This is a genomic window from Actinomycetospora sp. 2LY8.5 (assembly GCF_057180585.1).
The window spans coordinates 16,199-29,973 of record NZ_JBXUHE010000059.1; the positions used below are offsets into that span (position 1 = coordinate 16,199).

General features: G+C 73.6%; 15 protein-coding genes and 1 pseudogene. 6 read left to right on the top strand and 10 right to left on the bottom strand.

Features of this window, described 5'->3' with window-relative positions; all coding sequences use genetic code 11:
- Positions 1–22: 22 nt before the first annotated feature.
- Both AC2A1K_RS32875 and AC2A1K_RS32880 read left to right on the top strand, forming a co-directional pair.
- A complete protein-coding gene (locus tag AC2A1K_RS32875) occupies positions 23–1,339 on the top strand; it encodes an aspartate aminotransferase family protein (RefSeq protein WP_483900568.1) in 1,317 nt (438 codons plus the stop codon).
- A 31-nt stretch (positions 1,340–1,370) separates the two neighbouring features.
- On the top strand, positions 1,371–2,237 hold the full coding sequence (locus AC2A1K_RS32880) for a phosphotransferase family protein (protein WP_483900569.1): 867 nt from the start codon (positions 1,371–1,373) through the stop codon (positions 2,235–2,237).
- On the opposite strand, the gene AC2A1K_RS32885 is transcribed toward AC2A1K_RS32880, so the two are convergent.
- Both AC2A1K_RS32885 and AC2A1K_RS32890 read right to left on the bottom strand, forming a co-directional pair.
- Positions 2,221–2,487 carry a hypothetical protein gene (locus tag AC2A1K_RS32885; RefSeq protein WP_483900570.1) on the bottom strand — a complete coding sequence of 89 codons (267 nt, stop codon included), beginning with the start codon at positions 2,485–2,487 and terminating at the stop codon, positions 2,221–2,223. The genes AC2A1K_RS32880 and AC2A1K_RS32885 overlap by 17 nt on opposite strands.
- A complete protein-coding gene (locus tag AC2A1K_RS32890; protein ID WP_483900571.1) occupies positions 2,484–2,771 on the bottom strand; it encodes a hypothetical protein in 288 nt (95 codons plus the stop codon). Before AC2A1K_RS32890 ends, AC2A1K_RS32885 begins: the two co-directional genes overlap by 4 nt.
- A 35-nt stretch (positions 2,772–2,806) precedes the next feature.
- Between AC2A1K_RS32890 and AC2A1K_RS32895 the strand changes: the two genes are divergently transcribed.
- The gene (locus AC2A1K_RS32895; RefSeq protein WP_483900572.1) at positions 2,807–3,790 is read left to right on the top strand and encodes a Dyp-type peroxidase; all 984 of its coding nucleotides are present in this window, start codon (positions 2,807–2,809) and stop codon (positions 3,788–3,790) included.
- Positions 3,791–3,852: 62 nt separating this feature from the next.
- A complete protein-coding gene (locus AC2A1K_RS32900; protein WP_483900573.1) occupies positions 3,853–4,776 on the top strand; it encodes an SDR family oxidoreductase in 924 nt (307 codons plus the stop codon).
- 60 nt (positions 4,777–4,836) lie between these two features.
- On the opposite strand, the gene AC2A1K_RS32905 is transcribed toward AC2A1K_RS32900, so the two are convergent.
- Complete coding sequence (locus AC2A1K_RS32905) at positions 4,837–5,355, bottom strand: DUF6790 family protein (RefSeq protein WP_483900574.1); 519 nt, start codon at positions 5,353–5,355, stop codon at positions 4,837–4,839.
- Between the two features lie 41 nt (positions 5,356–5,396).
- Positions 5,397–6,257: a methylenetetrahydrofolate reductase gene (locus AC2A1K_RS32910; RefSeq protein ID WP_483900575.1), complete on the bottom strand. Its 861-nt coding sequence runs from the start codon at positions 6,255–6,257 to the stop codon at positions 5,397–5,399.
- Between the two features lie 178 nt (positions 6,258–6,435).
- Between AC2A1K_RS32910 and AC2A1K_RS32915 the strand changes: the two genes are divergently transcribed.
- Together AC2A1K_RS32915 and AC2A1K_RS32920 are read left to right on the top strand one after the other, a co-directional pair.
- Complete coding sequence (locus tag AC2A1K_RS32915; protein ID WP_483900576.1) at positions 6,436–7,965, top strand: hypothetical protein; 1,530 nt, start codon at positions 6,436–6,438, stop codon at positions 7,963–7,965.
- A complete protein-coding gene (locus AC2A1K_RS32920; protein WP_483900577.1) occupies positions 7,965–8,981 on the top strand; it encodes a uroporphyrinogen decarboxylase/cobalamine-independent methonine synthase family protein in 1,017 nt (338 codons plus the stop codon). Before AC2A1K_RS32915 ends, AC2A1K_RS32920 begins: the two co-directional genes overlap by 1 nt.
- Before the next feature lie 4 nt (positions 8,982–8,985).
- Here the strand turns inward: AC2A1K_RS32920 and AC2A1K_RS32925 are convergent, their stop codons facing one another.
- From AC2A1K_RS32925 to AC2A1K_RS32950, 6 genes and pseudogenes are all read right to left on the bottom strand, one after another.
- Positions 8,986–9,618: a class II aldolase/adducin family protein gene (locus AC2A1K_RS32925; protein ID WP_483900578.1), complete on the bottom strand. Its 633-nt coding sequence runs from the start codon at positions 9,616–9,618 to the stop codon at positions 8,986–8,988.
- Positions 9,619–9,628: 10 nt separating this feature from the next.
- A complete protein-coding gene (gene mtnA, locus AC2A1K_RS32930; RefSeq protein ID WP_483900579.1) occupies positions 9,629–10,645 on the bottom strand; it encodes an S-methyl-5-thioribose-1-phosphate isomerase in 1,017 nt (338 codons plus the stop codon).
- A gap of 19 nt (positions 10,646–10,664) precedes the next feature.
- Entirely contained in the window at positions 10,665–11,693 is a 1,029-nt protein-coding gene (dmpG, locus tag AC2A1K_RS32935; protein WP_483900580.1) for a 4-hydroxy-2-oxovalerate aldolase, read from the bottom strand.
- A complete protein-coding gene (locus tag AC2A1K_RS32940; RefSeq protein WP_483900581.1) occupies positions 11,690–12,646 on the bottom strand; it encodes an acetaldehyde dehydrogenase (acetylating) in 957 nt (318 codons plus the stop codon). Before AC2A1K_RS32940 ends, dmpG begins: the two co-directional genes overlap by 4 nt.
- Entirely contained in the window at positions 12,643–13,446 is an 804-nt protein-coding gene (locus AC2A1K_RS32945) for a 2-keto-4-pentenoate hydratase (protein ID WP_483900582.1), read from the bottom strand. Before AC2A1K_RS32945 ends, AC2A1K_RS32940 begins: the two co-directional genes overlap by 4 nt.
- Positions 13,447–13,672: 226 nt before the next feature.
- Positions 13,673–13,775: pseudogene (locus tag AC2A1K_RS32950) on the bottom strand (IS982 family transposase); the annotation flags it as partial.

Sequence of the window (13,775 nt, forward strand, 5' to 3'; positions counted from 1 at the left end):
GTTCGGCTCCACTCTCGACACCGTGTCGGACTTCAGCGAGCACCTCGTCCGCTACGGCGTCCCGTTCGCGCCGGACCTGATCGAGCGGGCCACCGGGTCGCGGGTGATCACGCGCGACGGCGCCGAGGTCCTCGACTTCACCTCCGGCCAGATGAGCTCGGTGCTGGGTCACTCGCACCCCGAGGTCGTCGAGACCGTCCGCGCGGCCGCCGCGACGCTCGACCACCTGCACAGCGGCATGCTCAGCCCGCCGGTGCTGGACTTCGCGGCCGCGCTGGCCGGCACGCTGCCCGCCTCGCTGTCCAAGGTCATGCTCGTCAGCACCGGGGCCGAGTCCAACGAGGCCGCGCTGAAGATGGCCAAGCTGGCCACCGGCCGCTGGGAGATCGTCTCGTTCGACCGCTCCTGGCACGGGATGACCTCGGGCGCCGCGGCGGCGACGTTCTCGGCCGGCCGCCGCGGGTACGGCCCGCCGATCCCCGGCACCCTCGCGCTGCCGACGCCCGACGCCTACCGCTCCCCCTTCCGGCGCGCCGACGGCAGCCACGACTGGGAGACCGAGCTCGACTTCGGCTTCGAGCTGATCGACCGTCAGTCCGCCGGCAGCCTCGCGGCCTGCCTCGTCGAACCGATCGTGTCCTCGGGCGGGATCATCGAGCTCCCGCCCGGCTACCTGGCGGGGCTGCGCGAGAAGTGCGACGAGCGCGGCATGCTGCTGATCCTCGACGAGGCCCAGACCGGGGTCGGGCGCACCGGCACGATGTACGCGTTCGAGCGCGACGGGGTCGCCCCGGATCTGGTCACGCTGTCGAAGACCCTCGGCGCGGGCCTGCCGGTCGCCGCCGTCGTGACCTCCCCCGAGATCGAGCAGACCTGCCACGAGCGGGGCTTCCTCTTCTACACGACCCACGTCTCCGACCCGCTCGCCGCGTCGGTCGCGCACACGGTGCTGCGGGTGGTCACGCGCGACGGGCTGGCTGCGCGCGCGAAGAGGCTGGGCGAGGACATGAACCGGCGCCTCGGGGAGCTCCGCGACCGCCACGAGCAGGTCGGCGACGTGCGCGGCCGGGGTCTGCTCCAGGGCGTCGAGCTCGTCACCGACAAGGCCGACCGGACACCGAACCTCGCCCTCAACCACGAGCTCACCGCCGAGTGCCTGCGCCGCGGCCTGCACGTCAACATCGTCCAGCTGCCCGGACTGGGAGGCGTGATCCGGATGGCGCCGCCGCTGACGATCACCGAGGACGACCTGCGCCTCGGGCTCGACATCCTGGGCGAGGCCCTGGCGTCGACGACACGCTCGTCGGCAGCGGACGATGCGCCGAGCCGGGGATTCTGAACCTCGGAGCTCTCCGGGGAGGATCACGTCCGTGGACGCGACCGCCGCCGCCCGCCGGGCCGTGGCCGCCGCACGGGCCGTCGCCGCCGAGCACGGCGTTCGCGGCGACGACCCGGTCGTGCTCGCCGACGGCTACAGCACGGTCGTGCACCTGCGGCCGAGCCCGGTCGTCGCGCGCGTCCCGACGCTCTACCGCGTGCTGCGCCCCGGGACGGCGTGGCGGGCGCGGGAGGTCGAGGTCGTGCGGCACCTGCAGTCGGTGGAGGCCGCCGTCGTTCCGCTGAGTGACGAGCTGCCGCCGGGTCCGCACGTGCGCGACGGGCTGACGATCACCTTCTGGCGATACGTGTCCGCGCTCCCGGACGTCGCGGTCACCGAGCGGGACCTCGCGCCCGCGCTCGCCGAGCTGCACGCCGCGCTCGCGACCTTCCCCGGCGAGCTCCCGGTCCTCGCCGGGCCCGCTCACGACATCCCACGCTGCCTCGAGGTGCTCGACCGCGACTCCGGGCCCCTGGGCGCCGCGCAGGTCGCGACGCTCCACGAGGTCCACGCACGCCTGCGGCCCGTGCTCGAGCACCCGCCCGAGCCCTGGCAGCCGCTGCACGGCGACGTCTTCGCAGGCAACGTCATCCCGACCCACGACGGCCTGCTCTGGGCGGATCTCGAGGACGCCTGCCTCGGACCGCGCGCGTGGGATGTCGCCAACCTACGCCCCGAGCCGGGCGACCGGCGCGCGCTCGACGCCTACCCCGACGCCCCCGCGGACGACGAGATCGCGCTCATGGCGGAGCTGCGGACGCTGCAGGTCGCGACGTGGGTGGCCGCGGCCCCCCGCCCGGCGGACTTCTCCCTCGCCGACCGGGCCTCGTTCCTCGCGATGCTCATGACGCGCTGGTGAGGCGCGCGAAGCCGATGATCGCCGGGAAGTCGGGGCCGCGCAGGGTGCCGTAACCCGGTCCCCAGCCGGTGCCGAGGCGCGAGCCGATGAACGCCTCCGCCACGACCGTCGGCGCGTCCTTCACCAGCAGCGCCGCCTGCGTCGCGAGGGCGAGCTTGGTGACCAGGTAGCGCGCGGTGTCCTCCGGGGTCGTGACCAGCTCCTCGATGTAGGCGTTGCCGCCGATGGACTGGATGACCTCCTCGGTCACGCCCGGTAGGCGGGGTGGAAGTCGACCTCGAAGACCTCGCGGCCGAGCCGGTCGAGTGTGCGCAGCTCCGGGGTGTGGCGCTGCGCATCGCGGGAGGCCGGCAGCACGCACGGATCCCACACCTTCGCCCCGAGCGCCGCCGCCCGCTCCTGCGCCCACGGCGCCCACCGCGCGAGGACCCCGGAGGCCACCGCGTCGCCGGCGAACGCGTTCACTCCGGTGAGGTCCTCGACGAGGTTGTCGGGAACGGGACGCGGCACGGCGAAGTCCTCGGCGACAGTCATGGGATCACCTTCCACGATCGGGCAGGGTGACCTCCATGGACCAGGGAGACGGAGCGCGGCGGACCTCGACCATCGATCCGGGCAGCACCACGAGCTCGCCCGAACCCCAGGCCGTCCTCACGCCGCTCACCGAGGCGTCGATCTTCCTCACGCTGGTGATCGAGCCGGACGGCGAGGACGCCGTCCGCGACGTGCTCGCCGACGTGTCCGGTCTCAAGCGATCGGTCGGCTTCCGGCTCCCGGAGGGCGAGCTGACCTGTGTCGTCGGCATCGGCTCGACGGCCTGGGACCGCCTCTTCCCCGGCCCGCGGCCCCGCGGGCTGCACCCGTTCCGCGAGCTGCACGGCGCCCACCACGCGCCGTCGACACCCGGCGACCTGCTCGTCCACCTGCGCGCCCACCGCCTCGACATGTGCTTCGAGCTGGCGCACCTGCTGACCACGCGGCTGCGCCCGCACGCACGGGTGGTCGACGAGGTGCACGGCTTCCGGTTCTTCGACGAGCGCGACCTGCTGGGATTCGTCGACGGCACCGAGAACCCCGAGGGCAACGCCGCACGGGCCGCCGTGCTGATCGGCGACGAGGACCCGGAGTTCGAGAACGGCAGCTACGTCGTCACCCAGAAGTACCTCCACGACATGGACGCCTGGAACGCGCTGTCCACCGAGGAGCAGGAGAACGCCATCGGGCGCACCAAGCTCCAGGACGTCGAGATGCCGGACGACCGCAAGCCACCGAACTCGCACATCGCGCTCAACGTGATCGAGGACGAGCACGGCGAGGAGCAGGAGATCCTGCGGTTCAACATGCCCTTCGGGCACGTCGGCGCCGACGAGTTCGGCACCTACTTCGTCGGCTACACCCGCGACCCGGCGGTGCTCGAGCAGATGCTGCAGAACATGTTCGTGGGCAGCGCCGAGGGCCACCACGACCGGATCCTCGACTTCTCCACGGCGATCACCGGCAACCTCTACTTCGTGCCGACCGCCGACTTCCTGGACGACCCGCCCGGCACCTGACGTCCTGCTCTTGACCTCCTGCTCTTGACCTCGACCTTCCTCGAGGCCCGAGCCTGCGGGCCATGAACTCACGCACCGTTCTCGTCACCGGCGCCACCGGCAACGTCGGCCGCCACCTCGTGCCCGCCCTGCTCGACGCCGGGGTGCGCGTCCGCGCCCTGGTCCGGTCCCCCGCCACGGCCGGGCTGCCCGACGCCGTCGACGTGGTCACCGGCGACCTGACCTCACCCGACGACGTCGCGCGGGCCGCGGCGGGAGACGGCGCGGAGCGGAGCTCGACCTCCGGAGGGGAGGCCGACGCCGCGTTCCTGCTCTGGCCCGGGTTCGACGGCACCGGCGCGGACGCGACCGCGGGGGCGCTCGCCGCGCACGTCCGCCACGTCGTGTACCTCTCCGCCGCCGAGCTGCAGGGCGAGCGCGCCGGGCCGATGGAGGGCGCCTGGGCCGACGTCGAGGCCGCGCTGCGCGCCACCGGGGTCGGCTGGAGCTTCCTGCGCGCCGGCGGTTTCGCCGCCAACGCCCTGGAGTGGGCGCCGGCGATCCGCGCCGGCCGGACCGTGGCGCTGCCCTACCCGGAGGCGGTGCGGTCGCCGGTCCACGAGCGCGACATCGCCGACGTCGCCGTGGCGTGCCTGCTCGACCCGCGGCACGAGGGGCACGCGTACGAGATCACCGGCCCGGAGCAGCTCACCATGCGCCGGCAGGTGGAGGTCCTCGGCGGGTCCGTGCACCACCAGAGCGCCGCGGACGCCGAGGCGGAGACCGCGGCGGCGCTGGGACCGGAGTACGCCGCGGCCGCGCTCGCCTACTGGGCCACGCTCGAGACGTCGCCGGAGCGGGTCAGCGCCGACGTCGAGCGCGTCACCGGGCACCCTGCGCGCACGTTCGCCGACTGGGCCCGCGACCACGCCGACGACTTCCGGGCCCTCGACTCCGCCACCGTCGCCCACCGCGACGACCGACCCCGACGACGTCTCAGGCCGTGACAGACCCTCCCCGGAGCTTGGTCGTGCCGGGCGGCCGGCGGCGCTGCGCCGCGCGCCGCCTCAGGTGGCGATGTAGAGCGCGATCAGCCCGAGCGGCGCGATCACGTCGAACCAGAAGATGAAGCCGGTGTTCCCGGGCGAGGTGTCGTGCGCGCGGACCAGCTGCACCACGTGCCCGACGGCGGCGCCGAGGTAGAAGATCGAGAACGCGATGACGGCGGCGAGCTGGAAGTCGCGGTCGAACATCGGCGCCGTCACGCCGAGCACGCCGATGAGCAGCCCGGCGAGCCCGACCTCCCACTGGAACGGGCTGCCGCGCGGCCAGCCGATGGAGTCGGCGACCGGGTCGGGCATCACGAGGTGGCCGGAGCCGACGATGATCGCGTTGACGCCGACGATCCAGGCCAGCGCGTTGAGGAAGGACGCCGCGAGCAGGCCGTCGGTGCCGTACTGCGCGATCTGGACGATCTCCGCCACGACGAACCCGGCGATGCCGACGTAGGTCGTCAGGCTCAGCAGCCGCAGGACCCACGGGGGCGGCCCGTCGGTGGTCGCGACCTGCGGTTCCTTGGTCGTCATCGGCTCATGGTCACCGCGCCCGGCGCCCGGGTCCAGATCCGTCACCGGTCCAGGGGCGCCCCGTCACGGACCGCCGCCGCCCAGCGCGCGGTGGGCACGACGGCCCCGAACGGGAAGAAGTGCACCGCCGAGATCAGGCTCTCGGGGTCGGCCGCGACCGCCCGGGCGAGCCCGCGCAGGGTGTCGGTCGGCCGGTAGGTGGCGGTGGCGAGCTTGAGCACGCTGCCGGTCTGCTTGCGCAGCACCGCGAGCGACGGCCCGACACCGCAGGACAGCCCGAACTTCACGAGACGGGCCGGCGACGTGAGGCCGGGGAGCCCGACGCGCACGGGCAGGCGGATGCCCGCCGCGCGCACGCGTCGCTCCCAGCCGAGGACCGGGTCGGCGGCGAAGCCGAACTGGGTGACGACCTCCAGCGGCAACCCGTCCTCGCGCGCGATCTTGTCCTTGCGCGCGAGGGCGTGGTCGACGGCGCTCTCGTCGACGCCCGGGTTGCCCTCGGGGTGACCGGCCACGCCGACGCTCACGAACGTGCGCCGCGCGAACGCCTCGGACTCCAGCACCTGCAGCGTGTTCTCGACCTCGCCCGCCGGCGGGCGCGATCCGGCGATCAGCAGCAGGTCCTCGACCCCGGCGTCGACCAGGCACCCGAGTGTCCGATCGAGCGCCACGAGGTCCGGGATCGCGCGGACGGCGAGGTGCACCACCGGGCGCAGGCCGTGCTCCCGGATGCGCGCCGCCGCGTCGAGGCCGCGCTGCAGGTCGACGCCCGCGAGGTCGGTGACGTAGACGCGGGTCCCCGCCGGAAGCACCGCGGCCGCCTCGTCGAGCGTGGCCGTCTCGCGCGGGGTCACCTCGATGCTGACGTCGGTGAGCAACCGGCGCACGGCGTCGTCGTCCATCGGACCTCCGGGCTCGCCGGTGTGAAGGGGTACGTCCGCGAGTGTCGCGGGCGGAGGCGTCCGACGCTTCGTGCGCCACCACAAGGCTGCGCGGCCGTTTCCTGTCGTCGGCGACGATGACGCACGTCACTGCCGGGCAGCAGGCTGCGAGCAGAGGTCGCCGACGAGGGAGATGCGCATGCTCGTGGACTTCCGCCCGCACGCGCGGCTGTGCAGTCGCACGAGCCCGGTGACCATCGACGAATCGCTCGGTCCGGTGGTGGGCGCGCTCGGGGAGAGCGGAACGGACCTGTCGCGGGTCCGCGTCGTCTGCGACTGGGTGCAGTACAAGCAGAACTTCCGCGACGTCGTGGAGGTCCGGCCGATCCGGCGGGAGACGCAGCGAGAAGGGGAGCACGCCGAGAGGGGAGCTCGACCCTTCGAGGCAGCGGAAGCGGACGCCCCGGTCCCCGAGGGCGTGCGCGACGACGACCTCGAGGTCGCCGTCGACGTGCGCCGCGCGTCAGGGGTCGACCTACGGGAGCGCACGCGCGACGTCCTCGGGGCGCGGACCACCCGGGACGTCCTGCTCGAGGACTGGGGACCGACGCGGCAGAGCTGCATCTGGGGCTTCAACGCCCTGTACTGGTCGGCGCTCGAGCTCTGGGAGAAGGCCACGGGGCAGACGTACGAACAGGCCCTGCCCGGCGGGGAGACCGACGCCCGCAACCGCGGCGCCGCCCGCGACGTCATCGGCGAGCTGTTCGCGGTGTGGGACGGGCTCGCCGACCGCGGCGCGCTGCCGCCCGAGCTCTACGTCGTCGAGATCGGTGTCGGCAACGGCGCGCAGGCCCGGGTGTTCCTCGACGAGCTCCGCGACATGGACGTCGCCCACGGGCGCGGGTACTACCGGCGGCTGCACTACCTCATGTGCGACTACTCGCAGCACGTCCTCGACCTGGCCCGCGAGACCGTCGCCGACCACGCCGAGCACGTCAGCGCGTTCGTGGTGGACGCGACGAAGCCGCGGACGGTGCTGGCGTTCCTGCAGTTCCGGGTGTTCCTGATCTACATCTCGAACGTCTACGACAACCTGCCGACCGACGAGGTCGCGCAGCTCGGTGGGCGCACCTACCTCGTCGAGTCGCGGGCGTACCTGCCCGCCGACGACGCCGCCGAGATCGCCGCCTCGGTGAACGCGCGCCCCGACCAGCTCCCCGGCCTGGTGCAGACGCTGCTGCGCCTCGGCCCGACGCTGCTGGCCGAGGCGCGCCCGGACCACGTCGCCGACCCGGAGGCGGCCGTGGCGTTCTGGCGGAGGGTCTGGTCGGCGGTACGGCTCGCCGAGCGCTACACGGGCCTCGCCGGCCTGGATCTCTACGAGCTCTCCCCCACCGTCAACGGCGAGGCGCTGCGCCCGCTGCTGGAGTCCGGCGCGGACGTGCGCATGCACGTCAGCAACGGCGCGGTCGCGAGCTTCACCGAGACGATCGGGCTGCTCCACCCCTTCGGCAAGCTCGTCTGCCACGACCTGTTCGCCCGCGACGTGAGTGCCTACCGCAGCGGGTTCCGCGGCCCCGGCAAGTACGACGGGTCGGTCGTGAACTGGGTGAACGGCCCACTGCTCGCCCACATCGGCCGGCGGCGCGGCTTCGACGTCTCCTACGCCCCGTTCGCCCACCGGACGGGCACGAACATCGTCACGATGACCGCGCAGGTGAGGGACTGATGGCCGATTCGCCCGTGCTGCTACCCACCGCCGTCGTCGGCTCCTGGCCCGTCCCGGAGTGGCTCGAGCGCCTCAAGACCGACTGGTTCCGCAGCCGCATGAGCCGCACCCAGCTCGACGAGATCCACGACTGCGCGGTGACCGCCGCGATCAAGGAGCAGGAGCTCGCCGGGATCGACATCGTCTCCGACGGCGAGCTGCGCCGGGACAACGACGTCGACTACCTGCTCGCGCGCATCCCCGGCATCGACATCCCGCAGACCGGCAAGGACTTCTACTACGACTACTACGACGCTCGCGTGCGCACGACGCCGCGCCCGCCGTCGAGCGCCCCGGGCCTGGGTCTCGACGCCGACTTCGCGTTCACGCGCGCCCGCACCGACCGTCCGGTGAAGTTCTCGTTCACGGGCCCGTTCTCGCTCGCGCGGCGCGTCACCGACACCGTGCACGCCGACCACGCCGACCTCGTGCGGGCGATCGCCCACGTGCTCGCGGACGCGGCCGGCGCGCTGCGCGACGCGGGCGCGACGCTGCTGCAGATCGACGAGCCGTTCCTCGCCGGCCACCCCGAGCAGATCGGGCTCGCGGTCGAGGCGATCAACATCGTGACCCGCGACGTCGACGTGACCTGGGCGCTGCACGTCTGCTACGGCAACCGCTACGCCCGTCCGCTGTGGGAGGGGCACTACGACTTCCTGTTCCCCGCGGTCCTCGACGTCGACGTCGACCAGCTCGTCCTCGAGTTCGCGCGCAAGGGCGACGAGGACCTCCCGGTGATCGAGCGCTCCGGGTGGGACCGCGCGATCGGTGTCGGGGTCGTCGACGTGAAGTCACGGACGGTCGAGACGCCCGAGACCGTCGAGGCGCGCATCCGGCGCGCGCTGGAGTTCGTGCCCGCCGAGCGGCTCGTCGTCAATCCCGACTGCGGGCTGCGGAACCTGCCGACCGCGGTCGCGACGGCGAAGCTGCGCGCGATGGTCGACGGGGCCGCGAAGGTGCGGGCGACGCTTCCCTGACCGGCTATCGCTGCCCGTAGCCCCCGAACGCGACGCGCGCCGCCTCGAGCTGGTCGGCGTCGAGCAGGTGGGGTTCGCCGAGCGTGCGCGCCTGCGCGTAGAGCCGGCAGAGCCACTCCAGGTAGACGCTGCGCGTGTAGGCCTGCTCGAGGTGCTCGCCGTAGGTGGTGGCGCCGTGGTTGGCCAGGATCACCGCGGTGCGGTCGACCAGGCCCTCGACGCCGAGGCGGGCGAGCTCCTCGGTGCCGTACGGCGCATAGGGCACGACGCGCACCGGTCCCCCGAGCAGCGCGATCAGGTAGTGCACGGCCGGCAGCTCGTCGACCAGCGTGGAGAGCGCGGTCGCGTGCAGCGGGTGGGTGTGGACGACGGCGCCGGCGTCGGTCGCGCGGTACACCGCGGTGTGCATCGGGACCTCGGACGAGGGCCGCAGCCGCGAGTCCACCGGCTCGCCGTCGAGGTCGACGAGGCAGACGTCGGCCGCGCTGAGGTCGTCGTAGGCGACACCGGTCGGCGTGATCGCGACGAGGTCGCCGGTGCGGACCGAGACGTTGCCCGAGGTGCCGACCGCGAGCCCGTCGCCCGCCATCCGGCGCGAGTAGTCGATCACGGCCTCGCGCTCGTCGCGGAGCTTCATTCCCACATCATCATCTCAGCACCGTCGCGTACTCCCACGCCCCGGCGCGGAACGTCGCCTGCTCGGTGACCACGGCGGCGAGCAGGTCGGCGGGCGTCACGTCGAAGGCGGGGTTGTAGACGGGCGTGCCCGCCGGCGCGGTCGGCACGCCCGCGAACGCCAGCACCTCGTCGCCGTCCCGCTCCTCGATGACGATGTCGGCGCCGGAGGCGGTGTCGTGGTCGACGGTGGACTCGGGCGCCACCACGACCATCGGCCGCCCGTGGCGCGCCGCGGCACAGGCCAGCGCGTAGGTGCCGATCTTGTTGGCGGCGTCGCCGTTGGCCGCGACCCGGTCGGCGCCGACGACCACGCCGTCGACGAGGCCGCGGGCCATCGCGGACGCGGCGGCGGAGTCGACGAGCAGGCGGTGGGCGACGCCCATCTCCCGCAGCTCCCAGGCGGTCAGCCGCGCGCCCTGCAGCAGCGGGCGGGTCTCGCACGCGAGGACCTCGGCGATCCGGCCGCGCTCGGCGAGCTCGCGGATCGCACCCAGCCCGGTGCCCCACGCGACCGTGGCGAGGGCGCCCGAGTTGCAGTGGGTGAGCAGGCGCAGGGGCCGGTCCGGACCCAGGGCCGTCAGGACGTCGGCGGCGCGGCTGCTCAGCAGGCGGTTGGTGGCCTCGTCCTCGTCGAGCACGGCGCACGCCTCGGCGACCACCGCGTCGGCACCGTCGTCGAGCCGGGTCAGCGCCCGCTCGACGCCCCGGCGCAGGTTCACCGCGGTCGGCCGGACCGCCGCGACCCGCTCGGCCTCGGCGCGCACGCGCTCGGGGTCGTCGGGGTGGCGGCGCACGGCCAGCGCGACGCCGAGGGCGCCCGCGGCGCCCAGCGCGGGTGCGCCCCGGATCGTCAGGTCCGCGATCGCGGCGACCAGCGAGTCGATCGAGGCGAGACGCTGGACCCGGTACTCCGCGGGCAGCGCCCGCTGGTCGATGGCCGTGATTGCACCACCGTCACCGTCGTCCCAGTCCACCGTGCGCGCCATGGGACCCAGTCTGCCGCGTTCAGGCTGCTCCGCGGGTCGCGACGAGGTCGAGCGCGATGTCGGTGAGCATGTCCTCCTGCCCGCCGACGAGCCCGCGGCGCCCGGCCTCCATGAGCAGGGTGCGCGTGTCGACCCCGTGGTGGGCGGCGGCGTTCTCGGCGTGGCGCAGGAAGCTGCCGTAGACCCCGGCGTAGCCGAGGGTGAGCGTCTCGCGGTCGACGCGCACGGGGCGGTCCTGCAGCGGGCGCACGAGGTCGTCGGCCGCGTCCTGCAGCGCGAACAGGTCGCAGCGGTGGGTCCAGCCGTGGATGTCCGCGACGGCGACGAAGGCCTCGATCGGGCAGTTGCCGGCACCGGCGCCCTGACCCGCCAGCGACGCGTCGACGCGGGTGACGCCGTTCTCGACGGCGACCACGGAGTTGGCCACCGACAGCGAGAGGTTCTCGTGGGCGTGGATGCCGATCTGGGTGCCCTCGTCGAGCACGTCGCGGTAGGCGCGGATGCGCGCTTCGACGTCAGGCATGGTCAGGCGCCCGCCCGAGTCGGTGACGTAGACGCAGTGCGCGCCGTACGACTCCATCAGCTCGGCCTGCCGCGCGAGCTCGTCGGGCGGGGCCATGTGGCTCATCATGAGGAAGCCGGAGACGTCCATGCCCAGCTCGCGGGCCCCGGCGATGTGCTGGGCGGCGATGTCGGCCTCGGTGCAGTGGGTGGCGACGCGGACCGACCGGACGCCGAGCTCGTGGGCGCGGCGCAGCTCGTGCATGGTGCCGATCCCCGGCAGCAGCAGGGTGGTCAGCACCGGGCTGTTGTCCGACGCCGCGATCGCCTCGGCCGCGGCGCCGATCCACTCCCAGTCGGTGTGCGACCCGGGTCCGTAGGTGAGGCTGGCGCCGGCGAGACCGTCGCCGTGGGAGACCTCGATGGCGTCGACACCCGCGTCGGCCAGCGCGCGGGTGATCGTGCCGACCGCCTCCGGGGCGAGGCGGTGGCGGATGGCGTGCATGCCGTCCCGGAGGGTCACGTCCTGGATGTAGAGAGTGCTCATCGGGCGCTCCGGGTGGCCAGTTCCTCGCCGACGCGCAGGGCCGCCGAGGTCATGATGTCGAGGTTGCCGGCGTAGGCCGGGAGGTAGTGCGCGGCGCCCTCGACCTCGAGGAACACCGTGACCTGGTGGGTGGGCCTCCGGTCCGTCGCCTCGCCGATCAGCGTGTGCAGCGGCTCGTCGGCCGGGACCGCTCGGACCTGGACGGCCTGCTTGAGGCGGTAGCCGGGGACGTACTCGGCGACGGTCTTGACCATGGCCTCGACCGCGGTGGTGATCTCCGCGGCGAGGAGCTCCGGGTCCTGCGGGGTGGTGGCGTCCCCGACGAGGCAGAGCACCGTGTCGCGCATGATCAGCGGCGGGTCGGCCGGGTTCAGCACGATGATCGCCTTGCCGCGCCCGGCCCCGCCGACCTGCTCGATCGCGGCGGCCGTCGTCTCGGTGAACTCGTCGATGTTCGCCCGCGTCCCGGGGCCCGCCGACCTCGACGCGATCGAGGCGACGATCTCGGCCCAGGGCACGGGGGCGACCGAGGAGATCGCCGCGACGATCGGGATCGTGGCCTGGCCGCCGCAGGTGACCATGTTGACGCATCCGGCGTCGGCGAGGCTGTCGAGGTTCACCGGGGGCACCACGGACGGGCCGATGGCCGCGGGCGTGAGGTCGATCAGGCGCTTGCCGTACGGGCGGAGCAGCGCGGCGTTCGCGACGTGCGCTCTCGCCGACGTCGCGTCGAACACGAGGTCGATGTCGTCGAAGCCGTCGAGCGCGGTCAGCCCCTGCGCGCCGGTGTCGACCGCGGCGATCCCGAGCCGGCGCGCGCGGGCGAGGCCGTCGGAGTCGGGGTCGATGCCGACCATCGCGGCGACCTCGAGCGTGTCCGACAGCCGGACGATCTTGAGCATGAGGTCGGAGCCGATGTTGCCGGACCCGATGATCGCGACCTTCGTGGTCATTCCTCGCCTCCGAAGCGGACGGTGACCTCGCCCAGGCCGGTGATGTGGGCGGAGTACGCGTCCCCCGGCGTCACCGGGACCATGGGTCCGAGCGCGCCGGAGAGGATCACCTCGCCTGCGCGCAGCGGGTCGCCGAGGTCGCGCGCGGTGCGGGCGAGCCAGGCCAGGGCGGCGAGCGGGTCGCCGAGGCAGGCTGCTCCGGTGCCCGCGGAGACCTGCTCGTCGCCGCGGCGCAGGGTCATGGCGACGTCGACCGGGCGCAGCTGGTCGAGCCGGACCCGATCCGGGCCGAGGACATAGAGGCCGCTGGAGCCGTTGTCGGCGACGGTGTCGCCGAAGGTGATGTCCCAGCCCGCGATCCGGCTGTCGACGATCTCGAGCGCGGCGCGCTGGTGGCCGACGGCGGCGCGCACCTGCGCGTCGGTGAGGTCGGCGTCGGCCAGGTCGGCGCCGAGCACGAACGCCACCTCGGCCTCGATCCGGGGCTGCAGGAGCCGGCCGACGGGCACGCTCGCCCCGTCGGCGACGGCCATGTCGTCGAAGAGCACACCGAAGTCGGGGGTGTCGACGCCGAGCTGGGCCTGCACCGCCGGGTTCGTCAGACCGATCTTGCGACCGACGACCCGCGCGCCGGCCTCGGTGCGCCGGGCGGCGAGCCTGCGCTGCACGGCGTAGGCGGCGTCGACGTCGTCGGGGCCGATGAGGTCGCGGACCGGGGCGCAGGGCGTCCCGGTCGCGGCGGCGCCGGCGAGCCGGTCGGCGGCCTGCTCCACGGCCGTTTCGGAGAGCTGTGTGGGCACGGGGACGACGATGCTCGTCCGCGACCCGGGGTGACCAGCGCGGAGTTCCGCTCAGCTGAACTCGGTGCCGGATCCGCGGGGACCACGACGCGCTCGTGATCTCCACCACCGCGCGCGGGCGCGGGTCCGCCCCGGAGCGAACGGGGACTTCGCGCGCAAAGAAGCAGCGAACAGCGCGTTCGCTGCCGACCACGCCGCCCTACTAGACGAGTAAGTCCGAACCCGATCAGTGGTCGTAGGCGATCAGTGATCGGGTCAGGGGCTGGCCGGTGGCTCGGTTGTGCCAGATGGCGGCGGTCATGGCCAGGAGGCGTTGGGCGACGCGTGCG